Raw genomic sequence first — 26,339 nt, forward strand, 5'->3', positions numbered from 1 at the left:
AACGCTGCAGGATTGAGCGAAGCGCTGAAGCTGCCGATCTCCCCACTTGTGGGGGAGATGTCCGGCAGGACAGAGGGGGGCGCCGTAGAGCGCCGACCTTGACGGACGTGAGCAATTTCAATCAAGCGCTATTCTATACCGAATGCTCAACTCCTCTTGAAGCAGCGCCGCTCTCCGCATCTTGATCGGACGAGCGCGGTCAAGCCGGAGCATTTGCCATGGACATCGCGTTCTCCTCGACAACCGAACTCGCTGCTGCGATTCGCAACCGCGAAATCTCCGCCGTCGAAGCACTCGACGCTCATCTGGCGCAGATCGACCGGCACAACGCGGCGATCAACGCCGTCATCTCGCTCGACAGGGAAGGTGCCCGCGAGCGTGCCAAGAAGGCTGACGCGGCACTCGCGCGCGGCGCCACGCCCGGACCGCTGCACGGCGTTCCCTTCACGCTGAAGGACACGCACGAAACCGCAGGCATGAAAACCACCGTCGGCTTTCCGCCCCTCGCCGATTATATCGCCAGACGCGACAGCCCGGTCGTCGCCCGGCTCAAGGCGGCTGGCGGCGTGCTTATGGCCAAGACCAATGTCGCGACGATGCTGTCCGACTGGCAGTCGAACAACCCGCTGTTCGGCCGCACCAACAATCCCTGGAACCCTGAGCGCACCGCGGGCGGCTCCAGCGGCGGCGCGGCGGCGGCGGTCGCGGCCGGCATGACACCCTTCGAGATCGGCACCGACATGCAGGATTCGATCCGCTTGCCCGCCGCCTTCTGCGGTGTCTATGGCCTCAAGCCGACCGAACACCGCGTCTCGCTGGCTGGCGCTTTTCCCGATCCAGGCGGCGCTGCGCGCAGCGTGCGATTGATGTCCTGCCTCGGACCGGTGGCGCGCAGCGTGGACGATTTGTCCCTGATCTATCAAATCATCGCCGGCCCGGACGGGCGCGACACCGATCTGGCGCCGGTGCCGGTCGAGACCGTGCCGAAGCTCGACCCGAAGACATTGCGTATCGCCTTCGCGCCGTCCTTCCCCGGCTTTCCGGTGGCCGGCGACATCAGCACCGCGGTTGAAAACCTCGCAAGGCAGCTGCAATCGGCGGGGGCCATCGTCGAGGAAGCGAAGCTGCCCAAACTCGATCTGCACGACGATCTCGCGCAAGGCGGCGCGCTGATCGGCATGATGATGGAGGCCGCGCAACCCGAACCGCCGGAGCAGCCGACGTCGGTCTCGAGCTGGTTTGAGGCGCTCGCCCGCCGTGACAAATCCGTTCTCGCCTGGGACCAGTTCTTCGACAGCTATGACGCGCTGCTTTGCCCGGTCGCCATGACCACGGCCTTCCCGCATTGCGAACCGGGCACGCCGATCAAGGTCGACGGCAAGGACCAAAGCTATTGGATGCTGCCGGCCTATGGCGCCGTCTTCAACTACAGCAGTCACCCAGCACTTGCGATGCCGTGCGGAGAAGATCGCTACGGTCTGCCGATCGGCTTGCAATTGGTCGGCAAGCGCTGGTCGGAATCCCGGCTGCTTGGTATTGCGGCGGCGATCGAGCCGTTCACCGGCGGCTTTCGCCGTTCGCTCGGCTACTGAGCGAACCGAGCCAGCCCATACGGCGCCAGCAGCGGGTCGCGCTCGCCGTCAAGAATTTCCCGCGTGGCAAACAGGCCGACGGCCGGCGCCAGCGTGATGCCGGAATGCATGACCGCGATGTAGACGCCGTCCATGCCTTCGGCCCGGCCGATGATCGGAAAGCCGTCGATCGGATTGGGGCGGTAGCCGATGGTGTGGAAATCGAGTTCCAGCCCGTCGGCGCCGCGCAACGCTGCCTTCGCGACCGCGAAGAGGTCGCGCGCCGTCGCCTCAGGGTTCTCGCCGGGATCGCCGCCGGCAAAATCCGAGCCGGCGATGATGCGGCCCTCAGCCGTCTGGCGCATGTGCAGCCTCTCGGCGTGCACCAGCCCGTTGAGCAGCTTTTTGTATGGCCGCGAATGGACGATCAGACCAGGCGGCGTCTCGATCGGCAGCTTGATGCCGGCCGTCAAGGCAATGTCGGGCGAGCCGACGCCAGCGGCGATCACCACCTCATCGGCGGCAATCAGCCCATGCGACGTGTCCACGCCGGTAATGCTGCCGTTGGTCTGGACCAGCGCCGAGACCGTGCTGGCAATGACCCGCGCGCCATGCCGTCCGGCATCCGCCAGCAGCGCCTTGGCCGTTGCAACCGGCTCGGCCACGCCTTCCTCCGCGACATAAACAGCGAATTCAGGAGGCACGACGAGGTTGGGCTCGATTTGCGCCGCCCGCTTGGCGTCGACGCGTTCGATGCCGTAGCCCCAGGAAGAGTGCTCGGCTGCATAGGCTTCGAGTCGGTCGGCGGGCAGGTCCCAGCACAGCCCGCCGCACCAGTTGAGCGGCAGGCCTGACAACTCGTTCGCCAACCGCTTCCACTCGGCCATGGCGCGGCTGCGCAGCCGGAAATAGACTTTTGGGTTGCCCCAGCTGGCATTGATCCAGGCAAAGGAATTGGGCGTGGCGACACCGCCGGCGCCGCTCTCGGAGATCACGGTTACCTTGGCGCCGGCCCCGGTCAGATGCCAGGCGATGGAGGCGCCGATGATGCCGGCACCGATGACGATCACTTGTTTCGTGCTGCTCATGCTCTGACCTAGTGGCTGAAAGGTAGGGGGAGATCATGCTCCGTCAGCACGATCTTGTAGTGATTGAGATAAGCCCAAAAACTGTTTCGCAATTCATTGGCTTCGTCAAAACCCGGCTGACCTCGCCCTATCGCGGCACAAATGTCATCCGCCTTTCTACAGAGGATGTAGAGCGTATCGCCTTGGATGAGGAGCCCGGGGAAACGGCGTCCTGGATGCCGCATGATAGCGGCGTTGGTTTGATCCGAATAGATTTCTACTGGCTCGCTTCGCATTCATCCGCTCCTGTCTAGTTGCGCACCATCGCTGAGATCATGTCATAGGCCGAGATCGCAACCCGATCCTTTTTATTCGACTTGCCTGAAATGCGCTGCTAGAAGCCCGCGCCACAGACAGGATTCCAGAAATTGGCAGAAGACATCGAACAGGCGGTATCCCGCCGCCGCACCTTCGCGATCATCGCGCACCCCGATGCCGGCAAGACGACGCTCACCGAAAAGCTGCTGCTGTTCGGCGGCGCCATCCAGCTTGCCGGCGAGGTCAAGGCCAAGAAGGACAAGATCCAGACGCGCTCGGACTGGATGAAGATCGAGCGCGAGCGCGGCATTTCGGTCGTCACCTCGGTGATGACCTTCGAATACGAGGACAATGTCTTCAACCTGCTCGATACACCCGGTCACGAGGATTTCGCCGACGACACCTATCGCACCCTGTCGGCGGTCGACTCGGCCGTCATGGTCATCGACGCCGCCAAGGGCATCGAGCCGCGGACGCTGAAACTGTTCGAGGTCTGTCGGCTGCGCGACATCCCGATCATCACCTTCGTCAACAAGATGGACCGCGAAAGCCGCGATCCGTTCGAGATTTTGGACGAGATCGAGCAGAAGCTGGCGCTGGACACCGCCCCCATCACCTGGCCGATCGGCCGCGGCAGGACATTTTCCGGCACCTATCATCTGGCGCTGAACGCCGTGCGCAAGGGCGATGACGAGAAGGAGCGCACGCCGGTCAACGGTCCCGATTCCAACCGCGTCGCCGGGCTGCTGCCGGAAAACGAGCGCGAGGCCTTCATCGAGGAACTGGAACTGGCGCGCGAAGCCTGCCGACCTCTTGACATTGATGCCTTCCGCGAGGGCCATCTGACGCCGGTCTATTTCGGCTCGGCGCTGCGCAATTACGGCGTGCGCGACCTGATCGAGGCGCTCGGCGCCTTCGGGCCGCCGCCGCGCGCGCAGGAAGCCGACACCCGCAAGGTCGAGGCGACGGAGGACAAGATGACCTCCTTCGTCTTCAAGATCCAGGCCAACATGGACCCCAACCACCGCGACCGCATCGCTTTCGTGCGCGTCTGCTCGGGCAAGCTCGAGCGCGGCATGAAGGCCAAGCTGGTGCGCACCGGCAAGCCGATGAGCCTGTCGGCGCCGCAATTCTTCTTTGCCCGCACCCGCGTCACGGCAGACGAAGCCTTCGCCGGCGACGTTGTCGGCATCCCCAACCACGGCACGCTGCGCATCGGCGACACGCTGACCGAAGGCGAGGAAATTCTTTTCAGGGGTGTGCCGAATTTCGCCCCGGAAATCCTGCGCCGCGTCCGCCTTGGCGACGCGATGAAGGCAAAAAAGCTCAAGGAAGCGCTGCACCAGATGGCCGAGGAAGGCGTCGTGCAGCTGTTCTCGCCCGAGGACGGCTCACCAGCGATCGTCGGCGTCGTTGGCGCCCTGCAACTCGACGTCCTGAAGGAGCGGCTGAACTTCGAATACACGCTGCCGGTCGAATTCGAGATGTCACGCTTTTCCGTCTGCCGCTGGATTTCGGCTGACGACAAGGCCGAGACACTTCGCTTCATCGAGGCGCATCGCGGCGACATTGCCCGCGACCTCGACAACGACCCGGTATTCCTCGCCCAGCACGCCTTCTCGCTGAACTACGAAGCCGAACGCTGGAAAGCCATCCGCTTCGCCACCATCAAGGACTATCAGGTCCGCGACAAGGCGGCGTGAGCTCTTCCTTCTCCCCGTTCACGGGGAGAAGGTGCCCGAAGGGCGGATGAGGGGCAGCGCCGACGTCGAACGATCAAAGGGCAATGCGTCTCCGGCCCTTCGCAGGCTCAGGGCGTTCGAAGCTCGAAAAGCCAAGCAATTGGCTTTTCATCCGCTACGCGGACCACTTCTCACCCCTTCGCCGCCTCTTCGATCTTGGCGATGTCGATCTTGCTCATCTGCATCATCGCCGACATCACACGGCCAGCCTTGGCCCGGTCCGGATCCAGAAGCAGGCGCGGCAACTGTTCCGGCACGACCTGCCAGGAGACGCCGAATCTGTCCTTCAGCCAGCTGCATTGCGACGGTTCGCCACCACCTTCGATGAGCCTGTCCCAGAAATAATCCACCTCTTCCTGCGTCTTGCAGTCGATCGACTGTGATATCGCCTCGCTGAACTTGAATTGCGGTCCGCCGTTGAGCGCCTGGAACTGCACGCCGTCGAGTTCGAACGTGGTCACCAGCGCCTTGCCTTCATCGGCGTGGCCTTCGGGCCAACGCAGAACGCTCAGCACCTTCGAATTCTTGAAGATGGACACGTAGAAATTCATCGCCTCTTCGGCCTGGTCGTCCAACCACAGGCAGGTGGTGATCTTTTGCATGTCGTGCTCCTCGGGTTGCTCTTTGCTGTTACAGGGAAACGGCTGACTCCGAGAACGGTGCCATTCCTTGCCGTCTGTCCAAGGACGGTCGTGCGGCACGCGATCCGACAGCGGCATGCGATTTTTTCGGGGGCTCTCGTTTTTCGCGAGAATCTGGCGCATTGCAAAAATGTGGCCAGACCATACTTGCGAGTCTATAAAGCCAGCGATCCGAATTCAGCTCCGCCGCGCCATTCCTCGGCTGCGGCCAGCCACCAAGGAAAAAACATGCCTGCCTATCGCTCCCGCACCACCACCCATGGCCGCAACATGGCCGGCGCCCGCGGCCTGTGGCGCGCTACCGGCATGAAGGATTCCGATTTCGGCAAGCCGATCATCGCAGTGGTCAATTCGTTCACCCAGTTCGTGCCGGGCCATGTCCATCTGAAGGACCTCGGCCAGCTGGTCGCGCGCGAGATCGAGAAGGCCGGCGGCGTCGCCAAGGAATTCAACACCATCGCCGTCGACGACGGCATCGCCATGGGCCATGACGGCATGCTCTATTCGCTGCCATCGCGCGAGCTGATCGCCGATTCCGTCGAATACATGGTCAACGCGCACTGCGCCGACGCCATGGTCTGCATCTCCAATTGCGACAAGATCACGCCCGGCATGCTGATGGCCTCGCTGCGCCTCAACATCCCGACCGTCTTCGTCTCCGGCGGGCCGATGGAGGCCGGCAAGGTGGTGCTGGCCGGCAAGACGCAGGCGCTCGACCTGGTCGACGCCATGGTCGCGGCCGCCGACGACAAGATCTCCGACGAGGACGTCAAGGTCATCGAACGCTCGGCCTGCCCGACCTGCGGCTCCTGCTCGGGCATGTTCACCGCCAATTCCATGAACTGCCTGACCGAGGCGCTTGGCCTGTCGCTGCCCGGCAACGGCTCGACGCTGGCGACGCATGCCGACCGCAAGCGGCTGTTCGTCGAGGCCGGCCATCTCATCGTCGATCTCGCCCAGCGCTATTACGAACAGGATGACGAGACAGCGCTGCCGCGCAGCATCGCCTCGAAAGGCGCCTTCGAGAACGCCATGACGCTCGACATCGCCATGGGCGGCTCGACCAACACGGTGCTGCACATCCTGGCCGCCGCGCACGAGGGCGAGGTCGACTTCACCATGGAGGATATCGACCGGCTGTCGCGGCGGGTTCCGGTGCTCTGCAAGGTGGCGCCGGCCAAGTCCGACGTCCACATGGAAGACGTCCACCGTGCCGGCGGCATCATGGCGATCCTCGGCCAGCTCGACAATGCCGGGCTGCTCAACCGCGACCTGCCGACGGTGCACACTGCCAGCCTCGGCGAAGCGCTTGATCATTGGGATATTTCCCGTACGACCAGCCAGAATGTCCGCGACTTCTTCCTCGCCGCTCCCGGCGGCGTGCCGACGCAGGTCGCCTTCAGCCAGGACCGTCGCTGGGACGATCTCGACCTCGACCGCGAGAAGGGTGTTATCCGCTCGGCGGAAACGCCGTTCTCGAAGGACGGCGGCCTTGCCGTGCTGAAAGGCAATCTGGCGCTCGACGGCTGCATCGTGAAGACTGCCGGCGTCGACGAGTCGATCCTGAAATTCACCGGCCCGGCGCGGGTCTTCGAAAGTCAGGACGCCAGCGTCAAGGCCATCCTCTCCAACGAGATCAAGGCCGGCGACGTCGTCGTCATCCGCTATGAGGGACCGCGCGGCGGCCCCGGCATGCAGGAAATGCTCTATCCGACCAGCTATCTGAAGTCGAAGGGCCTGGGCAAGGCCTGCGCGCTGGTCACCGACGGCCGCTTCTCCGGCGGCACGTCGGGCCTGTCGATCGGCCATGCGTCGCCGGAAGCCGCCGAAGGCGGCACGATCGGGCTGGTCCAGGAGGGCGACACGATCGAGATCGACATCCCCAACCGCACCATCCGCCTCGCGGTCAGCGACGCCGAACTTGAAGCACGCCGGGCGGCGATGGTGGCCAAGGGCGCCCTGGCCTGGAAGCCCGAGGAAAAGCGCAAGCGCAAGGTGACAACGGCGCTGCGCGCCTACGCCGCCTTCGCCACCAGCGCCGACAAGGGCGCGGTGCGGCACGTGCCGGAGTGATCTGCTGAAGCTAGTGGTACTGGCCGTACCAAGGCCATTCCGCATCGGGAAGGTAGGGCCAATCCGCTCGGGTTGGTAGCGATCGCTTTGCGTCCTCCGCCTGTGACGGTGTCAAGAAGATGCCGAAAAGATCATTTCCGCCGTTAAGCGCATAGAACCGCACGTCCGAACTGGCGAGTTGGTCGTTGATGATCTTGAAGAACACGTAGGTGGCTGTGCCCCAGCTTTTGTCTTCGCTACCCGGAATGTCCGGGCCGTATATTACAAGCTCCTGGCCAGCTGCGTGAACCGCATATCGTGTCGCGTACGCGTCGACGCTTTGGTGGATTGCGATCGGGTTTTTCACATACTGCCGAAGCTCAGGTAAAACGTCGTTGTACGCCTTTGCTATCCCTTGCTCAGCGAGGTTTTCTGCGTCGAGATGATGCGCGTTGTCATAATCGATTGCCATGGCTGGAGACTGCACGGCAAAGCTGCCGAGCAAGACGCATCGTAGAAAGGACACGAGTCGAGCACCGCGCATAATCGAGCTCCGTTATGGCATCAGCTGATATTCATAAAGCTTCTGGTAGAGCCCGCCCTGCTTGAGCAACGCACGATGCGGCCCGCTCTCCACCACCTTGCCGCCCTCGAGCACCACGATCGTATCAGCCTGGTGCACGGTCGACAGGCGGTGGGCGATGACGATCGTCGTGCGGCCTTCGGTGAGCTGCTGCAGCGCCTCACGGAACAGCGCTTCGGATTCGGCGTCGAGCGCGCTGGTCGCCTCGTCCAATAGCAGGATTTCGGCGTTGCGCAGCATGGCGCGCGCGATCGAGATGCGCTGGCGCTGGCCGCCCGACAAAAGGCCGCCATTCTCGCCGACATCCGTCTCATAGCCTTTCGCTTGCGCCATGATGAAGTCATGCGCGTTGGCGGCCTTGGCGGCGGCAATCACCTCTTCGTCGGTCGCGCCCTCTCGCCCGAGCCGGATGTTGTGCATGATGGTGCCGGCAAACAGGAACGTGTCCTGGCTGACATAGGCGATCTTTTCCCTGAGCGAGGCGAGCGTTGCATGGGAAATGTCCTGGCCGTCAAGCAGCACCTTGCCGCTCTTCGGGTCATACATGCGCATGATCAGGTTCAGGATCGTCGACTTGCCGCCGCCGGACGGCCCGACCAGCGCCGTCATCTTGCCGGACGCAAGGGTGAGGTCGAACCGGTTTAGAACTGGCGGGCCGTTCTGATAGGCAAAGCTGACGGCGTCGAACCGGATCTCACCCGGTCCGGCCCGAAGCGGCCTCGCGTCCGGCTTCTCGGCCAGCGTCAGCGGCTCGTCGGCGAGCTGGAACATCATGCGTACACCGACGATGCCGCTTTCCAACGATATGCGCACGCGCGCGAGGCGCTTGGCCGGCTCATAGGCTAGCAGCAGCGCCGCGATGAAGGCCATGATGTTGCCAGGCATCTGGCCGCCCTGCAGAACCAGGAAGCCGCTGACCATGACGGCGCCGGCTATCGCCAGCCCGGCCAGCGTCTCCATCACCGGGCTGGTCACCGCTTCCAGGGCAGCGATATTGTTGGCCCGATCCTCGACGTCGGACACTGCCTTGTACATGCGTTTGCGCATCAAGCCTTCGAGGTTGAAGGATTTGACGACGCGCACGCCGATCGCGGTTTCCTGCATCACCTGGATGATCTGGCCGACCGAGCGGAACTCCATTGCGGCGAATTTGCGCACACGCTTCAGGATGCGGTTGACGCCATAGATGGCCAACGGGCCGACGACGAAGCAGATCAGCGACAGCGCCGGCTGCTGCCAGACCATGACCCCAATCAACGCAAGCAGGGTCACCAGATCGCGCACATAGGAGGTCACGATCAGGTCGAGCACGTTGCGTGCCGCCTGGGCATTGTTGGTCATGCGGGTGATCAGGTCGGATGACGAGGTCGAATGGTAGAATTCGATGCCTTGCGCCAGGATTCGGTCGTAGATCTTGCGCTGCCGGTCGGCAATGATGGCGTTGCCGACCCGGCTCATGAAATAGGCCTGGACGAAATTGGCGAAGCCCTTGAGGATGAAAATCCCGGCGACCGCACCGGCAATCATGTTGACGCGATCGATCCGCTTGTCGATCACGAATTCATTGGTGATTTCGCGCAGGATCCAGGCGCTGGCAGCCGTCATGCCGGCCACCACCAGCATCGACACAATGGCCGCGCCATATCCGAACATATGCTGCCGGAAGGACTCTTTGACCAGCCTCACGATAAGGCGCTGGTTCTCCGTCGACCGTTCGTCGCGTTTCAGGAATGGAAAGTTCAAGTTCACACGGGACTTCCATGGTTTGCGAATAGGGCCTTGGGGCCGAAGCCGATCGCTGCGTGGACGAAAGGCGGCTTATAGAGCGAGTTACCGACAGAGGGAACCTTTCGCGGTCGCCTAAAGAAACGGCTGCGGCAAGCTGTCTTTTGCGCCACCATGGCTGGGTGATTCTGGAAATAGGATGACGACAGATGGATTTCGACCTTATCGTTCGTGGCGGCACGCTGCCGGATGGCCGGATTGCCGATATCGGCATCAGCGGCGAGACGATCACGGCGATCGAGCCCAATCTGCAGGGTTCCGCGCGGACCGAGGTCGATGCAAGCGGCAATCTGGTTTCGCCGCCGTTCATCGATCCGCATTTCCATATGGATGCGACGCTGTCCTATGGCATTCCGCGCATCAACGCCTCGGGCACGCTGCTGGAAGGCATTGCGCTATGGGGTGAGCTGAAGCCGCTTTTGACGCATGAGGCGGTGCGCGACCGCGCGCTGGCCTATTGCGACTGGGCGGTGTCGATGGGCCTGCTCGCCATCCGCACCCATGTCGATGTCTGCGACGACCGTTTGCTCGCGGTCGAGGCCCTGCTCGACGTCAAGAAGACGATCGCCCCTTACATCGACTTGCAACTCGTGGCTTTTCCGCAAGACGGCTTCTACCGCTCGCCGACGGCGCGTGAGAACACCATTCGGGCGCTGGACATGGGCGTCGACGTCGTCGGCGGCATCCCGCATTTCGAGCGCACCATGGCCGATGGCACGCGCTCGGTGACCGAGCTTTGCGAGATCGCGGCAAAACGCGGCCTGATGGTTGACCTGCATTGCGACGAGACCGACGACCCGCTGTCACGCCACATCGAGCAGCTGGCCTATGAAACGCAGCGCCTCGGCCTGCAGGGCAAGGTGGCCGGCTCGCATCTCACCTCGATGCATTCGATGGACAATTACTACGTCTCGAAGCTTCTGCCGCTGATCGCGGAAGCCGGCGTTTCGGCCATCCCAAATCCGCTGATCAACATCATGCTGCAGGGCCGTCACGACAGCTTCCCGAAGCGCCGCGGCCTGACCCGGGTCAAGGAGATGCAGGCGCTCGGCGTCCGCGTCGGCTGGGGTCAGGATTGCGTGCTCGATCCCTGGTATTCGCTGGGCACCGCCGACATGCTCGACGTCGCCTTCATGGGCCTGCACGTTGCCCAGATGTCGAGCCCGGCCGACATGGCGCGCTGCTTCGACATGGTGACCAACGTCAATGCCGCCATCATGGGGCTCGATCATCTGGGCCTTGGCGTCGGCAAGCGCGCCAGCCTTGTCGTTCTCGATGCCAGCAATCCGATCGAAGCCCTGCGCCTGCGCGCCGAGCGCATTTGCGTCATCGCCAGGGGCAAGGTGGTGGCGGAACGGACAAGGCAGGATAGCAGGCTTTCCATCCCTGGCAGGCCGGCACAGGTCAACCGCAGGCATCAGGCCCAATAGGACGCTGCATCTGCATCAAGGATCGACGCGCCGCCGACGAAGCCAAATGCCGGTCCTACGGCTTCCGCAAGAAGAATGATGCCTTTGCCGAGTGCCTGCAGCGCATCGATATCGAGCGTCGCGCGGAGCTGAGAAGCACGCCGGCTTTCGATCCTCGGGATCGGCCGATGATTTATCGGCCGATCATCATCAGGCCGCAGCCAAAGCAAGCCGAAGCCAGGCAGCGCCAGCCGATTCCCGGCGCTGGCCTGGACGGTTCCCGGTTTGCTGCTACGAATCCGGTCGATTCGGTATAAATCTACTTCAGAGCAGCCAATAGGCGTTCAAGATTGACCCCCTGGCCTCCCTGCGCGGTATCTGCCGAAGTCGTCTTGCTACGTCCCACTTCTTTTTGAGCTAGGGAAACAAATTGTCTGACATTCTCGTAAGCGAGACGCGCCAGCCGATCTCGCCTTTGGGCATCAGATTTGAACCAATCTTTGGAGATTTCATGGGCGACTACCAGGGGATCTAAGATCTTGGGGCGATAGCCTCTGTAGGCTTCTGGCTTGGTAGCTCCGTATGTATTAATAACTTGGTTCTTGAAGAATATTCTACCTTTTTCGATCAGAATCGACGAATTTATGCAAAGTTCCGTCAATCTATCTCTTTTTTGTTTCTCGTTGGTAATTTCGGCGGAGGCCGAAATTACCAAATATATCTCTTGAAGATTGGAAATGGAATCATTGCTCCATGATGTTACGTGATCAATTCGGTATTCCCCCTTTTTGAACTGACTCCATGCAACGAATATCGCCAGAGCCGATAGAATCGCTGAAGCTAGTGTGGCGTAGGCTTCCATTGGATTATTCCCCCGTTAATATGGAACTTTTAACATCCTTTTTTCTTGTGGGCGAGACATCAAGCTTTCCAGCCGCTTCCACTGTGCGCTCGGGTTTGATGAATTTCGAGTCAGCCGAATTTGCAGAGTTGGCCTTGTCGGACTGTCTAATTCCGCTCGCTAGGTTGCCGATGTCACTATACCAACCGCTTTACCCGCTTACCGCGCGAAGGAGTTGATATCGGTCATGGTCGCCGCCGAGAAAGTCACCATCAGGAACGTGCTTCTGGCCGGCATTCTGCTGATGCTGGCCGGTGACTTCCTGTTTGCGTTGAACGACGCGATGGGCAAGTGGCTGGTCGCCAGCTTCTCCGTCGGCCAGGTGGTGCTGATCCGCTCCATCGGCGCCTTCTTCGTGCTCGGTCCGATGATCGCGCACCAAGGCACCGCCAAGCTGTTTCGCATGGAGCGGCCCGGACTGCAGATCCTGCGCGTGTTGGCGACGACGCTGGACACCGCATTGTTCTACGCCGCCGTCGTCTATCTGCCGCTTGCCGACGTGATGAGCTTCTACATGGCCGGGCCGATCTATGTCGCAGCGCTGTCGCATTTCCTGCTTGGTGAAAAGGTCGGTTGGCGCCGCTGGGTGGCGATCCTGCTCGGCTTCTGCGGCGTGGTGATCATGCTGAAGCCATCCTCGGCCGCGCTCTCGCTGTCGTCGAGTTTCGCGCTGGTCGGCAGCATCGCCTTTGCCTTCGCCATCATCCTCAACCGACGGCTGCGCGGCACCAGCGACACCAATCTGGTGACATGGCAGACCATCGGCACGCTGCTGGTCGGCGGCGTGCTGACCATCGGCGCCTGGCAGACGCCCTCGGCACTCGATTTCGGTGCCATGCTGCTGCTCGGCATCGTCTCCTGCAGCGCCCATCTGATGATCACGCGGGCGCTCAAACTCGCCCCGGCCTCGACGCTGGCGCCGCTGCACTACACGCTGCTGCTATGGGCCGTTGTGTTCGGGCTGGTGTTCTTCGGCGACATTCCCAGTACGCGCATCCTGATCGGCTCCGGCATCATCGTTCTGGCCGGCCTGTTCATTTTCCACCGTCAGAAAGTGGTCGAGACGACGGTGCCGCCCGAAAACGTGCCGAAGGGCGTGAACTAAAGCGGTTACAGGAAAGTGTGAAACGGCTTTCCGTCCGCGATTGCAGCCAAACAAAGCATACAGCACGTCACATCGCGCCGTTTCGAAGCGACGCGTTTGGCAGCCGAAGGCTATCATCCGGAGTTGTTTGAGTTTCCGGTCAGAAAGTCCGGTATTTACATCGATATTTTGCTGTGTACGTTGCCTTCCGGGCGCAATACGGGATTGATTCTTGGCCGGGAGGGGCAAGATCAACATCTCAAGAGAATTGCGATAGAGGGGGCGGTAATGGGTAGTTTCTCTATATGGCATTGGCTGATCGTTTTGGTCCTGATCGGCCTGCCATTGGTGTTTGTGCTAAGAGCAGCGCCTGCCGGCGCCAATCGCTTTGGAGAAATGCCGCCTCCGATGAATTTTAGTGAAGCTGTTTCAAGTTTCTTTCGAAATTATGTGAATTTTTCCGGCAGGGCCAGCCGCTCGGAGTTCTGGTACTCCTACCTCTTCATTTTCGCTGTGGGCGTTATTGTTGTCATAGCTGATGCCATTGTGAAGAATGAAATTGTCTCATCGATTTGGAATCTTGCCGCCCTCCTGCCGACACTTGCTATGACCACTCGCCGGCTGCATGACATCAACAGAAGCGGTTGGCATCAACTCCTTGCGGGATTGTTCCCCATCGGTCCCATCGCATTGATCGTTTGGTATTGCAAAAAGTCTGACGATACGGCGACTTTGAGTGAACTGGAGAGCGTTTTCAAATAGGCGCGCGACAAGAGAGCAATTTATTGAAGCGCTTTTAGAACTTAAGTGTTTGATTGGATCGCTGGGCTCTGGAACTGCTCTCACATCGAACTGCTCCGGCCCATACGCACAGCCGCCAGATGCCCTGAAAACTCCGGCGTCTCCATCAGCGCCTTGCAGCGGGCGAAGCGGCCGTCGGCATAGGCGCGGAAATCGTCGACCGGGTTGTTGTTGGCGAGCTGGATCAATCCCCATAGCGTCCACAACAGGTCGCACATTGCCTTGTAGATGACGACCCGACCGCGCTCGGCCGGCTTCGCCTCGCCGCCGAAATAGGCACGCATCAGCTCTTCGTCCTGCGCGGCGTCGAATTTGCCTTCGACGCTGAGGTCGCCAAGATCCCATAGCGGGTCGTTCATCCCCGAATATTCCCAGTCGACGATCCACATCCGCTCGCCCGTATCGAGGAAATTCTCGCACAGCGGATCGCAATGGCAGGCGACGAGGGGGAGCGGATGGGCGGCCAGCGCCGAGCGCACGCTGCCGGCCTCGCGCACCACCTCATGGTAACCGGCGGGCAGGGCGACGTCCTTGGTCGAAAGCACCTTGAGATAGTCGTCGATCATCGAAAACAATTCGAAGCGGAAGGGGAACACCGCGCCGGCCGCGTGCAGCTTGCGGAAGGCTTCGCCGGCGCGGGCCGGACTGCCTGGCCGGCTTTTGAATTTTTCCGGGGACATCGTCTCGGCACCGGCGATGAAGCGCGTCACCATCACGCCGGTATCGGCATCGGCATGCAGGACGTCGGGACTGACTCCCGCCTTCGCCGCTTCGCGCGCGGCCACCGCTTCGTTGGCGCGGTTGATGTATTCTTCGGTGCCTTTGCCCGGAATGCGCAGGCAGAGATCGCCGGCCCTGAAGACGAGATTGGTGAGGCCGCCGAGCCGCTCCAGCGGCCCGGTATAGCCGGCCAGAACCGGAATGGCGGCCAGTTTCACCCGCGCCTCGTCCGTCGCCATGCCGCGCCCCCACGCTGTTATTTCTCATCGTAACGGTTCCACAATTTTCGCCGTTTGGCTATCATTGGTCGAAGGCAACTCGATCAGGCGACAGACCAGCGATGACGGACGGTAAACATTTGGGCGCGCTCAGCGCAGCCTATGCAGCGACGCGGCCCGAAGAAGTGGCGGCGCTGTATGACCGCTGGTCGCAGACCTATGACGCCGACATGTCGGCCGCCGGTTATCGTCATCCGACGATCTGCCTGGCCCTGCTGACCCGCCATCTGCCGCGTGGCGCGGCACCGTTGCTCGATGCCGGCGCGGGCACCGGGCTCATCGGCGAATGGCTTGATATTACCGGCTACCCCAAGGTCGAGGCTCTCGATATTTCGCAAGGCATGCTGGACAAGGCGGCTGCCAAGGGCGTGTATACCGCGCTCCATTGCTTGGCGATGGGCGGGCCATTGCCCTTTGCCGACGATGCCTATGCCGGGATCATCTCGGCCGGCGTCTTCACCTCGGGCCATGTCGGCGCCGAAGGGCTCGACGAGCTGATCCGCATCTGCCGGCCGGGCGGGGTGATCGTGCTGACGGTCAAGAACACGCTGTGGGAATCCGGCTTTGCCGCACGCATCGCCGAGCTCGAAGCGCAAGGCGTCGTCACCCGCGTTGAAGAAACGCGCCCTTATGTCTCGATGCCGGGCGAGGCCGACACCGTGCCCAGCCGTGGCCTTGCCTTGCGGGTGAATTAGGCTTTCACCCGCTCCGCTGCCGGATCGTACATCGGCTCGAGATGGATTTTGGCCGGCGTCCGCTCCATCGCGACAACCAGCTCGTAGTCGCCCGTGGCGAGAAAATCGTCGTTCACCCCGTCACCGTTGCGCACATAGCCATAGCCGATGTTCCTGCCCACCGTGTAGCCGTAGCCGCCGCTTGTCAGATAACCGACCGGCTCGCCATTGCGCAGGATGGTCTCGCGGCCGAGCAGCACGATTTCGGGATTCTCGACCGTGAAGCCGGCAAAGCGCTTCTTCAGAGGCGCCCCGCCGATCGTCTCCAGCGCGCGCCGTCCGACGAAATCGGTGTTCTTCCTGAGCTTGACCGCCCAGCCGAGCCCGGCTTCCTGCGGCGTGTCGTTGGGTGTGATATCGGAACCCCAGGCGCGGTAACCCTTTTCGAGCCGCAGCGATTCCAGCGCCCGGTAGCCGACCGGGCGGATGCCGTGCGTCTTGCCAGCCGCCATCAGCGCGTCGAAGACTTCGCCTGTGGCCGCGATCGGCACATGCAGTTCCCAGCCGAGCTCGCCGACATAGGTGACGCGCAGCGCCCGGATTGTGTGGCCGGCGATGGTGATCTCGCGGACATGGCCGAACGGGAATGAAGCATTCGACACATCGGCATCGGTCACCGCGGAGAGCACGTCGCGGGCGCGAGGACCCATCAGCGACAGCGTGCCGAAGTCCTCGGTGACGTCGGTCAGTCCGGCATCGAGGCTCTCGCCGATATGGTCGCTGATCCACGAGGCATCATGCGTGCGGAAGCCGGTGCCGGTGACGATGTAGAATTTCTCCTCGGCCAGCCGCGCCACGGTCAGGTCGGCTTCGATGCCGCCGCGCGTGTTGAGAAGCTGGGTGTAGGTCAGCCTACCGACCGGCTTGCTGACATCGTTGGCGCAGATCCAGTCCAGTGCCTTGGCCGCATCAGGCCCGCTCAACTCGTATTTGGCGAAGGATGACTGATCGAAGATGCCGACATGCTCGCGCACATGCCGGTGCTCGTTACCGACCGCCGCGAACCAGTTCTGCCGGCCCATCGAATAGATGTCCTGCGGCTCGACGCCTTCGGGCGCGAACCAGTTCGGCCGCTCCCAGCCAAGCTTCGAGCCGAACACGGCGCGCTGCTGTTTCAGCCTGTCGTAGAGTGGCGAGACGATGCGCGGCCGGCCTGAGGCATACTCCTCATGCGGGAAGCCGATCGTGTAATGCTTGCCATAGGCTTCCAGGGTGCGCTCGCGCACCCATTGCCGGTCGCGGTGCAGGTTGGAAAAGCGCCTGATGTCGACCACCCACAGGTCGAGGGGCGCCTCGCCATCGACCACCCACTGCGCCAGCACCCAGCCGGCGCCGCCGCCGGACGCAATGCCGAAGGCGTTGAAGCCGGCGCCGACGAACATGTTGGCGCATTCGGGCGCTGTGCCGAGAATGAAATTGCCGTCCGGCGTAAAGCTTTCCGGCCCGTTGATCATCTGCTTGACGCCGACCGTTTCCAGCGCCGGCACGCGCGCGATCGCCTGTGCCATATGCTGCTCGAAATGGTCGTAGTCGTCGTCGAACAACCGGAATTCCCAATCGTTGGGCACGTCGCCGCCGGGGAGATCCGTCGCCCATGCCTGCGGGTTCGGCTCATAGCCGCCCATCACCAGCCCGCCGACCTCCTCCTTGAAGTAGGTGCGGCGGTCGGGGTCGCGCAGCGTCGGCGCGTCGGTCGCCAGGCCATCGATCTTCTCGGTGATGATGTATTGGTGCTTGACCGGCTGCAGCGGCACGTTGATGCCGGCCATGGCGCCGATCTGGCGCGCCCATTGTCCCCCGCAGTTCACCACCTTGTCGCAGGCAATGTCGCCTTGATCGGTCTTTACCGCCGTGATGCGGCCATTCCTCATCTCGAAGCCGGTGACGCGGACATTCTCGAACAGTTTGGCGCCATGCATGCGCGCGCCTTTGGCCAGGGACTGGGTGATGTCGGAGGGGCTCGCCTGGCCGTCGGTCGGCAGCCAGGAGGCGCCGACGAGATCGCCGGTTTCCATCAGCGGCCACATCGCCTTGACCTCGGCCGGGGACAGCAAGTGCATGTCCATGCCGAAGCTTTTGGCCGTCGTCGCCAGCCTTTTGTACTCGGTCCAGCGGTCGGCATTGGTGGCGAGCCGCAGGCAGCCGGTCATCTTCCAGCCGGTGGCAAGACCGGTTTCGGCCTCCAGCCCCTTGTAGAGGTCGACCGAGTATTTCAGCACGCGGGTGATCGAGGCCGACGAGCGCAATTGCCCGACCAGGCCGGCTGCATGCCAGGTCGAGCCCGAGGTCAGCTTACCCTGTTCGAGCAGCACGACGTCGGCCTTGTGGTCGCGCGCCAGATGATAGGCCGTCGAGCAGCCGATGATGCCGCCGCCGATCACAACGATCGCGGCCTGGCTGGGCAAAGTCATGATTTCAGGATCCCGTATTTTGTCCGGTAGTTTTCCAGCGCCGCATCGAGCCGCACCAGGTTTTCCTCGGTGTAGGCGACGTAGTCGATGCCGGGTGCGTCGAGATAGAGTTCCGACACCATGCTCCACATCGCCTCGCGCAGCAGCGAGGCGCATTGCATGGCGGCGTGCGAGCGGCGGATCGCCTCGTCCGGCTCCTTCATGAAATAGGCGGTCAGGAAGGCAAAGGATTCCGCGTCGCTCATGCCGGCGTTCGACGCGACGCCGGCTAGGTCGAACATTGCCGTGTTGAAGCCGGCATATTCGAAATCGATCAGCCACAGCCTGCTGCCGTCGTCGAGAATGTTTGCCGGCAAAAGATCATTGTGGCCGAAGACGATCGGCAGCAGTTTCTGCGCCCGCTCCAGTTCGTCAGCCAGCGTCAAAAGGCGGGGTAAGTCGCCGCGCTTGCGGCTGTTGCCCTCCTCGAGCGTGCGCGCATAGTCGCGGATGACGTGGAACACCCAGAACATGAAGCCGGCGCCAGAGATATGGTTGGGCATCTCCCGGTGGAAGCCGCGCATCAAGGCGGCGACGCGGCCAAGATTGGCGCGCACGTCCTCGGCCAGATAGGTCCTGGCGCCAAGGAACGCCGTCACCATGATGCCCGGTTCGGCATAGTGCACCGCCGGCGCGAAACCGGCGGCATGGGCGGCCCGCGCGGTCATCACCTCGCGCTCGCGGAAGACATGGTGAAATGGGTAGTCCTGACCGAAGCGCACGACATGCCGTCCGGAAGCGTCGCTGACCACATAATTGGCGTTGCTCAGGCCGCCGGGCAACGGGGCGATCTCGATGGCGCCGGTCCAGCAGGGCAGGGCGCGGATGCGATCTTCGGCAATCACGGAATCATCCCTGGTTTGCTGGGCTTCGACCAAAGCGCGTCACGTTGAAACGGATCCATGCGACGCGCTTTAGGTCCTTGTTTTTATGCATGTCGTTCTCCCAAAACCGAGGTCGCTTTTGGGCGACATGCATTGGGCGCCATGGACAGCGCAACGACGGCGGGGAGAAACGCAAATAACCTCGTCGGTGCGGGACGCCAGGATAGGTATCCCGCACCGCACCGACGAGCCCCTTGGCCAGGTTTTGGTCCCGGCATCCGCCCCCGCGGATCTGAAAATTCCTTGCGCCAGACACGTTCAAGACGGCCCGGTCAGTGAGTTGCGGCTCTGCCATCACCCTCCCGTTTGCAGCTCCGAACCCCTGTTGATGCCTGGATTTCACGCCAGGGTTGCCCGGTTGTCAACAAAAACATGTGACTTTTTTTGGGTGTTTTGCCCGAAAGCAAGGGTAATCCCTTTAAAAGCACTCGAATTACCTTAGAACCGGTCAAAAGCCTAAGTCCGGGGAAGACCAAATGGCCCATTCCAAACGCCACGGCGAGATCCTGCGGCTGCTGCAGGAAGAGGGAACCGTCACCATCGCCAGCCTGGCCGACCGGCTGGGTGTTTCGCTCGAAACCGTGCGGCGCGACGTCAAGCCGCTCACCAATGATGGTTCGGTTCTGAAAATGCATGGCGCCATCGGCCTGCCGTCGATGGTCGGCGAAGCGCCGTTCGAACGGCGCATGCGCGAGAATGCCGATGCCAAGCGCATCATTGCCCGCATGGTCGCGGCCACCATCCGCGACGGCGAATCGGTCATGCTCGACACCGGCACCACCACCTCGTTCCTGGCCCGGGAACTGCTCGGCCACCGGCGGCTGACGGTCGTCACCAATTCTTCCGACATCGCCCGCACGCTGGCCACCATCAACGGCAACAAGGTCTACATGGCCGGCGGCGAACTGCGCAGCGATTCCGGCGCTGCCTTCGGCACTTCGGCCATCGAGTTCGTCAGCCGCTTCTCGGTCAGCCATGCCATCATCTCCACCGGCGCTGTCGATGCGGTGACGGGTGTCATGGATTATGATCTGGAAGAGGCGGAATTCGCCCGCATGGTGCTGTCGCGCGGCCAACGCTCGCTCGTCATCACCGACCACACCAAATTCGGCCGCCATGGCCTGGTCCAGGTCTGCGGCTTCGACGGCTTTTCCGAACTCGCCACCGACCGCTCGCCGCCGCACGACATAGAAGCGGCGCTGGCGCAGGCCGGCGCGCGGCTCAGCATTGCCGGCGGCGAAGCCGGGTTCTGAGCCTGCCACCAGCGCCTGGTGGGCGAAGGCGATGTTGTGCATCGATCGCCGCCTGCGGCCATGCCTACGCGGGCACGGCGCGAAAACTCATCCTGAAGCAGGCGCCGCTCGGCTTGCTGTCGAAAATCTCGATACGACCGCCATGCAGTTGCATGATTTCCTGCACGAGGTTGAGGCCGAGCCCGGCGCCGTGATCTTGCGGGCGCAGCCGATAGAAGGGCTCGAAGATGCGTTCGCGCTCGGCTGGCGGCACGCCGTCGCCTTCGTCCCTTACCTCGATGATTGCGGGCGCCGCAACGCTGACTGTGATCTTGCCCGCGCGGCCGCCATGCTCGATGGCGTTCTGGACGATGTTGGTCACCGCGCGCTCGATCGCGGTGCGGTCGCCGCTGGCGAAAACCGTTTCCCGTTCCGGCTCGAACGACATTTCATACCCGGCGGAGAACGCCATCGGCGCGAGATCGACGATGACGCCACGCGCGATCGCCACGAGATCGACTTTCTCGAAAGGCGAGGTCTGCCGGTCGAGGCGTTGCAGGTCGAGCAACTGGTCGGTCAGCGTCGACAGCCGCGCTGCGTCCTGCAGCAGCCGGGCCCGCTCCGGTGTCGCCGGCAGCGAGGCCAGCCGCGTGTTGAGGATGGCGACCGGTGTCCTCAATTCATGAGCGGCGTCGGTCAGGAAGCGCTTGTGGCGCTCGTAGCCCTTGTCGAGCCGCGCAAGGGCGGCGTTCACCGCCTTGACCAGCGGCGTCACCTCCATCGGCACGTCTTTCAGCGGCAGCTGCACGCCGCGCTGGTCGATGTCGATGCGTTCGGCCTCGGCCGCCGCATGGCCAAGGCCCGACAGCGCGCCGCGCACCACCCAAGGCGTCGCGAACAGTGTGGCCAGCGCCATCAGTCCCGCCAGCGGCAATATGCCTTGCAGGAAGAATTGCGGCGCCTGTCCGAGCAGGCGCAGCAGCGAAAGCCCGCCCTTGGTGCCGGTGAAGATCTGGACGTTGCCGGCTTCCGTTTCGGTCCAGCGGATCTTTGCATCCGGCGGCGCGCTCTCGCCGATGGAATTGTCGATACGCGCGTCGCTGATAGTGTCCAGCAGCCCCGCGAAAGGCACGAAGAGGGCCGGAACAGTGCCTTCCTGCAGCCGCTGCCCGTGCTTGTCGCGGATGATGAACCAGAGGCCGGGGACATCCGATCGCAGCTTCGTCAGATCGGAGGTCTCGCGCAGGGTAAGCTTGCCGCCCGCGTCGCGCGCCACGGCATCCGCCAGCACGTCCATCGTGCCGTCCTCATAGTCGTGCGGAATGAGGCCGGTGGCGAGCAACGCGCCGAGAATGCCGACAATGATCAGCGTCAGCATCGCGCATTGCAGCAAGGCGATGCGCAGCACCAGGCTCCATTTGAGCGAACGTGGCCGCCTGATGCTCATCGCTCGGCGCTCATGTCGTTTCGCGCAGGAGATAACCGACGCCGCGAATACCATTGATCGTCACGCCGCTGTCCGCATCGGCAAGTTTGCGGCGCAGGCGCGAGACATGGGTGTCGAGCGCGTTGGACTGGATCTCGTCGTCGAGGCCGAACACCGCTTCCATCAGCGCCTCGCGCTGCACCATACGGCCAGTGCGCCGCATCAGCGCCTCCAGCACCAGGAGTTCGCGGCGCGGCAGGCTGAGCGGCTCGCCGCGGATCGCCGCCTCGCGATGCCCAACATCGAGCACCAGATGACCGGCGCGGATGAATTGCGACTGCAGCGGCGCCGGGCGCCTGAGTAGCGCGCGCAAGCGGGCCAGCAATTCCTCGAAGGCGAACGGCTTTGCCAGATAGTCGTCCGCGCCCATGTCCAGCCCATCGACCTTGTCAGATGTGTCTCCCTTGGCCGTCAGCACCAGCACCGGCGTGGTGTTCGCCGCCGAGCGCAATCTCGGCACCAGCGACAGCCCGTCGCCATCCGGCAACTGGCGGTCGAGCAGGATGGCGTCGTAGCTGTCGACGGCAACGAAGCCCTCCGCCTCAAGCAGGGTGCCGGCGTGATCGACCACCATGTCGTGGCGCTTCAGCGCCGCACGCAGCGCCGAGACCATTTCGGGCTCGTCTTCGACCAGCAAGATACGCATCCACACTCCCCGGCAACCATCACTGCATCGGGCGCTACCGCGCCAACATTGCGTAGACATGGCAGAGCCGAATGGCCTGCGGCCGGCAAGTTCTTTCTTTGCGCCAGCGCTATTGCGCAATGTCTATGCAATCCAGCCACGGCAAACAGCGCCGGTCGGCAGGAACCGCCCATGCCGGCGTCAAGGCGTCGGGCCCGACTATGCAACAGGTTCGGGTCCGACGCTGAAACGAAATCAAGCGGCCACCACCTAGTTGGCGTGCCGTTGTCCGGGATTGAGGTTGGATATGCCTGCACATGATGCCCTGTCTTTTCTCATGGCGTGGACCGTTGCGCCGTTCAGGGTCGGCTCCGTCACGCCGTCCAGTTCCAGCCTGGCGACCTTGATGACGCGCGACATCGGTCCGGAGACAGGCCCCGTGCTAGAGCTCGGTCCAGGAACCGGCCCTTTCACACGGGCGCTGCTGTCACGCGGGGTGCGGGAGGAGGATCTGACGCTGATCGAATCCGATCCAGATTTCGCGGCACTTCTCAAGCGGCGCTTTCCCGCTGCCCGGATCTTCGAAATGGATGCCGTCGGGCTGCGCCATCTGTCGCTCTTCCACGGGCCGGTGGTCGGCGCTGCCGTCAGCGGTTTGCCGTTCCGCCTGATTTCACCGCGCAAGACGCTTGCCATTCTGGAAGGCGTTTTCGCAAACCTTTGTTCCGGCGGGGCGCTCTATCAATTCACGCTCGGCCGCCGCTGCCCGTTCGACCAGTCGCTGCTTGACCGGCTCGATCTCGAGGTGACGCGGGTCGGCCATACATTTCGCAATTTCCCGCCGGCGACGGTCTATCGCGTCGCCAGGATCAAGACGCTGGGAACATATGATTGGCGCTTCGCATGACCGGTCCGCTGTCGGCCATTCTCGGCTTCGGCCTGTTCGGCGTTTTCTGCCTCGCCTTCACCGAGAAGATCCTGCCGATCCCGCCCTCGCATGTGCTGCTGCTGTTCCTCGGTATGACGGCGGCGCCTGACAGCACTACACTCCTGATCCTGCTGGTGGTGACGACTCTCGCCTCCTTCGCCGGCTGCCTTGTCTGGTACGGGGTTGGTTGCCGGATCGGATTTGATCGTGCCGACAGGCTGATCGAACGGGTCGGCAGATATGTCTTCCTGCGCCCCGCAACCTATCGCAAACTCGGCCAGGTCTATCGCCGCAATCATGTGCGGGTGTCGCTGCTGGCGCAGTTCATCCCGACGGTGCGCAATTATTTGCCGATCGCGGCCGGCGCGCTTTGTCTGCCGGCTCTGCCCTTCGCGATCGCGACGCTGCTCGGCGCCACCATCTGGAATGCAGGCTTCCTCCTGACCGGCTATCTCTTGCGCGGCAGCGGCCAGGATTCCTTCACGGTGGGTTTGCGCATCATCGTCATCGTCGTGGCGCTGGAGACGGCCTTCATGCTGGCGTTGCGCTATGGCCCCGCATGGCGGCGCCGCATCAAGCTGGTGCGCGGCTGAACGCACGGCTCTCGAGCCATGGGATAAGCTCCGCCATCGGCTTTCCTTCACTCGGCTGCCGGTGTTTAGTCCGGCCATGGCCTTCACCATCCGCCAGTTGCAGTTCTTCATCGCCGTCGCCGAGCAAGGCACGGTGTCGGGCGCGGCACAAAACCTCTCCATCTCGCAATCGTCCGTCACCGAAGCGATCAAGGAACTCGAAAGCGATCTCGGCGTCGAACTGTTCGAGCGCCATCCGCGCGGCCTCAACATCACCCACAAGGGCCACCAGTTCCTGCGCCACGCGACCAAGATCCTCGCCGACGTCTCCGACGCCCGCCGTTCTTTTTCCGGCGAACAGGCGGTGGCGGGAGGGCGGCTGCAGCTTGGCGTCACCTCGCTGGTCGCCGGCTATGTGCTGTCGGATCTGCTCTCCCGCTACCGCCGCGCCTATCCCGGTGTCGAGGTCTCGGCCATCGAGGACAATGGCGACTACCTCGAACATCTGCTGATCGGCGGCAAGCTGGACATCGCCGTCATGGTCACCTCCAATTTGCGCGACCGCACGGCGCTGCAATCGGAAATCCTTGAAGTCTCGGCCTATCGCTTGTGGCTGCCGCTCGGCCATCCGCTCGCCAGCGCCGACATCATCAGCATTGGCGATATTGCTGGCGAACCGTTGATCATGCTGACCGTCGACGAAATCGAGGAGAACACCGGCAAGTTGCTGACGGCTATCGGCGCCAAGCCGCATGTCGCCTTCCGCACCCGTTCCGTCGAAGCCGTGCGCAGCCTGGTCGCCACCGGCGCCGGCGTGGCGCTGCTGCCCGACCTCGTCTACCGGCCTTGGTCGCTGGAAGGCGACCGCATCGAGTCGCGCGATATTTCCGGCTCTCTCCCCGTCGTCCAGGTCGGCATGGTCTGGCGGCGCGGCTCCGGCCTGCCGCAGGCGGCGCGCGATTTCATCGGGCTTGCCCAGTCGCAGCGGACGGTCCGTCGCTAGTGTGGCTGCTCCAGGCTGGCGTGGCCAGTCCTGCGCTTGCGCCTCTTGACGGAAACCGCCTCCGCCTTGAACGGCCCTATCGGGGCAACCTCGAAGCGGCCGGCGCCGGCAAGCCTGACGGCGCGGCGGAACGCAGGGCACTCCATCGGCCGGGCGGCCGGACATCGGGCGGCGTGACGCAAAGCCTCTCGGATCGCCGTCAGGCGTTGGATGATTTGGTCCAGTTCCTTCGCCTTGGCATCCAGGCGCCCTCGATCCATTTTCGGCAGGCTGTCGGGCGTCAGCATCGAGGAAATCTCGTCCAGTGCGAATCCACCAGCGCGTCCGAGCGCGATCAAGGCGAGCCGGTCCAGGACGGTAGGGTCGAACAGGCGGCGTTGGCCGCGACGGCCGATCGAGGCGACGAGGCCCTTCTCCTCGTAGTAGCGAAGTGTCGAGGCGGGCACGCCGGTGCGGCGCGACACTTCGGCAATGTCCATATCTTTCATGCTTGACCTCAAGTCGGCTTGAACTCGTAGAGTGCTCGCGACGATCGGTGAGAGCAACACGAAAGCGAGGTCCGCTATGCCGCAATCCGCGCAGCCAAACACACGCCAAGCCGCGCTCTGGAACGATGCCAGCGGAAAGGCCTGGGTCGAGATGCAGCCGATCCTCGACGAGATACTGGCGCCGTTCGAGCGACTGGTGGTCGATGCAGGCTATCCCGGGGAAGGGAGCAATGTCCTGGACATCGGTTGCGGTGCCGGCGCCACAACTCTGGCGATGGCGCGCCGCGTCGGCAACGACGGAAATTGTCTGGGGCTCGACATTTCGCAGCCGCTTGTCGCCCTGGCGACGGAGCGCAGGAGGGTGGAAGACCTAGCAAACGCAAGTTTTGAAGTGGGCGACGCCCAGGCATATGCGTTCGAATCCGGGCACTTCGACGCTGTTATCTCGCGCTTCGGTGTCATGTTCTTCGATGATCCCGTGGCCGCGTTCACCAACATAAGAAAGGCCGCGAGGCGCAGTGGCAAACTCGCCTTTGTTGCCTGGCGCGGTCCGCTCGAGAATGATTTCATGACGACCGCCGCGCGAGCGGCTGCGCCTTTCCTGCCGCCCGCACCAGCGCCAGACCCCGATGCGCCGGGTCAGTTTGCCTTTGCCGACGGCGCCAAGGTGAAGCGGATCCTGGAAGCGAGCGGTTGGGCTTCAATCGAAGTCGAACGGGCGGACGTCCCGTGTCGGATCGCCCAACGCGATCTGATGACGTTTGTCACCCGGCTAGGGCCACTCGGCGCTGCGCTGCGCGAGGTTGACCGGGCGACGGCCGAAAAAATCACGACGGTGTTGCCGGCAGCGTTCGCGCCTTTCGTTGAGGACGGCGAGGCTCGCTTCAATGCCGCCTGCTGGCTGGTGACGGCGCTTGCTTGAAGCGGTGTCTGGATATCGGAAAAACCGATATCGCCTTTCTGATAAATGAATTTGCGAAACCGG

Annotated in this window: 24 protein-coding genes; 12 read left to right on the top strand and 12 right to left on the bottom strand. The window is 62.9% G+C overall.

Features of this window, described 5'->3' with window-relative positions:
- The first annotated feature begins 218 nt into the window (after nt 1-218).
- On the top strand, nt 219-1,592 hold the full coding sequence (locus tag CKW40_RS16600; RefSeq protein ID WP_095200951.1) for an amidase: 1,374 nt from the start codon (nt 219-221) through the stop codon (nt 1,590-1,592).
- Here the strand turns inward: CKW40_RS16600 and CKW40_RS16605 are convergent.
- Both CKW40_RS16605 and CKW40_RS45955 read right to left on the bottom strand, forming a co-directional pair.
- Nucleotides 1,586-2,659, bottom strand: a complete 1,074-nt coding sequence (locus CKW40_RS16605; protein ID WP_095200952.1) for an NAD(P)/FAD-dependent oxidoreductase — start codon at nt 2,657-2,659, stop codon at nt 1,586-1,588. The two genes, CKW40_RS16600 and CKW40_RS16605, sit on opposite strands and share 7 nt — an antisense overlap.
- 8 nt (nt 2,660-2,667) lie before the next feature.
- Nucleotides 2,668-2,934: a DUF6959 family protein gene (locus CKW40_RS45955; protein WP_095200953.1), complete on the bottom strand. Its 267-nt coding sequence runs from the start codon at nt 2,932-2,934 to the stop codon at nt 2,668-2,670.
- 132 nt (nt 2,935-3,066) lie between these two features.
- Between CKW40_RS45955 and CKW40_RS16615 the strand changes: the two genes are divergently transcribed.
- Nucleotides 3,067-4,659, top strand: a complete 1,593-nt coding sequence (locus CKW40_RS16615) for a peptide chain release factor 3 (protein WP_095200954.1) — start codon at nt 3,067-3,069, stop codon at nt 4,657-4,659.
- 170 nt (nt 4,660-4,829) lie between these two features.
- Here the strand turns inward: CKW40_RS16615 and CKW40_RS16620 are convergent, their stop codons facing one another.
- The gene (locus tag CKW40_RS16620) at nt 4,830-5,300 is read right to left on the bottom strand and encodes a VOC family protein (protein WP_095200955.1); all 471 of its coding nucleotides are present in this window, start codon (nt 5,298-5,300) and stop codon (nt 4,830-4,832) included.
- A gap of 267 nt (nt 5,301-5,567) precedes the next feature.
- On the opposite strand from CKW40_RS16620, the gene ilvD reads away from it, so the two are divergent.
- Nucleotides 5,568-7,412, top strand: a complete 1,845-nt coding sequence (ilvD, locus tag CKW40_RS16625) for a dihydroxy-acid dehydratase (protein WP_095200956.1) — start codon at nt 5,568-5,570, stop codon at nt 7,410-7,412.
- Nucleotides 7,413-7,422: 10 nt separating this feature from the next.
- On the opposite strand, the gene CKW40_RS16630 is transcribed toward ilvD, so the two are convergent.
- Nucleotides 7,423-7,863, bottom strand: coding sequence for a hypothetical protein (locus CKW40_RS16630; protein ID WP_095200957.1), 441 nt, complete (start codon nt 7,861-7,863; stop codon nt 7,423-7,425).
- Nucleotides 7,864-7,947: 84 nt separating this feature from the next.
- Nucleotides 7,948-9,702 carry an ABC transporter ATP-binding protein gene (locus tag CKW40_RS16635; protein WP_095201053.1) on the bottom strand — a complete coding sequence of 585 codons (1,755 nt, stop codon included), beginning with the start codon at nt 9,700-9,702 and terminating at the stop codon, nt 7,948-7,950.
- A gap of 206 nt (nt 9,703-9,908) precedes the next feature.
- Between CKW40_RS16635 and CKW40_RS16640 the strand changes: the two genes are divergently transcribed.
- On the top strand, nt 9,909-11,189 hold the full coding sequence (locus tag CKW40_RS16640; protein WP_095200958.1) for an amidohydrolase family protein: 1,281 nt from the start codon (nt 9,909-9,911) through the stop codon (nt 11,187-11,189).
- 298 nt (nt 11,190-11,487) lie between these two features.
- Here CKW40_RS16640 and CKW40_RS16650 read toward each other — a convergent pair whose 3' ends face one another.
- A complete protein-coding gene (locus CKW40_RS16650; protein ID WP_095200959.1) occupies nt 11,488-12,030 on the bottom strand; it encodes a hypothetical protein in 543 nt (180 codons plus the stop codon).
- Nucleotides 12,031-12,256: 226 nt separating this feature from the next.
- Here CKW40_RS16650 and CKW40_RS16655 point away from each other — a divergent pair, with 226 nt between their 5' ends.
- Complete coding sequence (locus CKW40_RS16655; protein WP_095200960.1) at nt 12,257-13,174, top strand: DMT family transporter; 918 nt, start codon at nt 12,257-12,259, stop codon at nt 13,172-13,174.
- Nucleotides 13,175-13,441: 267 nt separating this feature from the next.
- A complete protein-coding gene (locus CKW40_RS16660) occupies nt 13,442-13,915 on the top strand; it encodes a DUF805 domain-containing protein (protein WP_095201054.1) in 474 nt (157 codons plus the stop codon).
- Between the two features lie 80 nt (nt 13,916-13,995).
- Here CKW40_RS16660 and CKW40_RS16665 read toward each other — a convergent pair whose 3' ends face one another.
- Nucleotides 13,996-14,913, bottom strand: a complete 918-nt coding sequence (locus CKW40_RS16665) for a phosphotransferase family protein (protein WP_095200961.1) — start codon at nt 14,911-14,913, stop codon at nt 13,996-13,998.
- A gap of 101 nt (nt 14,914-15,014) precedes the next feature.
- On the opposite strand from CKW40_RS16665, the gene CKW40_RS16670 reads away from it, so the two are divergent.
- On the top strand, nt 15,015-15,647 hold the full coding sequence (locus CKW40_RS16670) for a class I SAM-dependent DNA methyltransferase (RefSeq protein ID WP_095200962.1): 633 nt from the start codon (nt 15,015-15,017) through the stop codon (nt 15,645-15,647).
- On the opposite strand, the gene CKW40_RS16675 is transcribed toward CKW40_RS16670, so the two are convergent.
- A complete protein-coding gene (locus CKW40_RS16675) occupies nt 15,644-18,097 on the bottom strand; it encodes a GcvT family protein (protein WP_095200963.1) in 2,454 nt (817 codons plus the stop codon). The genes CKW40_RS16670 and CKW40_RS16675 overlap by 4 nt on opposite strands.
- Nucleotides 18,094-18,981: a phosphotransferase family protein gene (locus CKW40_RS16680; protein WP_095200964.1), complete on the bottom strand. Its 888-nt coding sequence runs from the start codon at nt 18,979-18,981 to the stop codon at nt 18,094-18,096. The genes CKW40_RS16675 and CKW40_RS16680 overlap by 4 nt, the downstream gene beginning before the upstream one ends.
- A 515-nt stretch (nt 18,982-19,496) precedes the next feature.
- Here CKW40_RS16680 and CKW40_RS16685 point away from each other — a divergent pair.
- Nucleotides 19,497-20,273 (top strand): DeoR/GlpR family DNA-binding transcription regulator, encoded by a 777-nt coding sequence (locus CKW40_RS16685; RefSeq protein ID WP_095200965.1) that lies wholly within the window; start codon nt 19,497-19,499, stop codon nt 20,271-20,273.
- Between the two features lie 64 nt (nt 20,274-20,337).
- Here CKW40_RS16685 and CKW40_RS16690 read toward each other — a convergent pair whose 3' ends face one another.
- Together CKW40_RS16690 and CKW40_RS16695 are read right to left on the bottom strand one after the other, a co-directional pair.
- A complete protein-coding gene (locus CKW40_RS16690; RefSeq protein ID WP_095200966.1) occupies nt 20,338-21,699 on the bottom strand; it encodes a sensor histidine kinase in 1,362 nt (453 codons plus the stop codon).
- A gap of 10 nt (nt 21,700-21,709) precedes the next feature.
- Nucleotides 21,710-22,384: a response regulator transcription factor gene (locus tag CKW40_RS16695; protein WP_095200967.1), complete on the bottom strand. Its 675-nt coding sequence runs from the start codon at nt 22,382-22,384 to the stop codon at nt 21,710-21,712.
- 286 nt (nt 22,385-22,670) lie between these two features.
- Here CKW40_RS16695 and CKW40_RS16700 point away from each other — a divergent pair, with 286 nt between their 5' ends.
- From CKW40_RS16700 to CKW40_RS16710, 3 genes are all read left to right on the top strand, one after another.
- A complete protein-coding gene (locus CKW40_RS16700) occupies nt 22,671-23,270 on the top strand; it encodes a class I SAM-dependent methyltransferase (protein ID WP_095200968.1) in 600 nt (199 codons plus the stop codon).
- The gene (locus CKW40_RS16705; RefSeq protein WP_095200969.1) at nt 23,267-23,884 is read left to right on the top strand and encodes a DedA family protein; all 618 of its coding nucleotides are present in this window, start codon (nt 23,267-23,269) and stop codon (nt 23,882-23,884) included. The genes CKW40_RS16700 and CKW40_RS16705 overlap by 4 nt, the downstream gene beginning before the upstream one ends.
- 76 nt (nt 23,885-23,960) lie before the next feature.
- Nucleotides 23,961-24,866 (top strand): LysR family transcriptional regulator, encoded by a 906-nt coding sequence (locus CKW40_RS16710; RefSeq protein WP_095200970.1) that lies wholly within the window; start codon nt 23,961-23,963, stop codon nt 24,864-24,866.
- On the opposite strand, the gene CKW40_RS16715 is transcribed toward CKW40_RS16710, so the two are convergent.
- The gene (locus CKW40_RS16715) at nt 24,863-25,354 is read right to left on the bottom strand and encodes a helix-turn-helix domain-containing protein (protein WP_095200971.1); all 492 of its coding nucleotides are present in this window, start codon (nt 25,352-25,354) and stop codon (nt 24,863-24,865) included. The genes CKW40_RS16710 and CKW40_RS16715 overlap by 4 nt on opposite strands.
- Before the next feature lie 76 nt (nt 25,355-25,430).
- Between CKW40_RS16715 and CKW40_RS16720 the strand changes: the two genes are divergently transcribed.
- On the top strand, nt 25,431-26,276 hold the full coding sequence (locus tag CKW40_RS16720) for a class I SAM-dependent methyltransferase (protein WP_095200972.1): 846 nt from the start codon (nt 25,431-25,433) through the stop codon (nt 26,274-26,276).
- The last annotated feature ends 63 nt before the right edge of the window (nt 26,277-26,339 follow it).

Source organism: Mesorhizobium carmichaelinearum (assembly GCF_900199455.1).
GTDB classification, from domain to species: domain Bacteria; phylum Pseudomonadota; class Alphaproteobacteria; order Rhizobiales; family Rhizobiaceae; genus Mesorhizobium; species Mesorhizobium carmichaelinearum.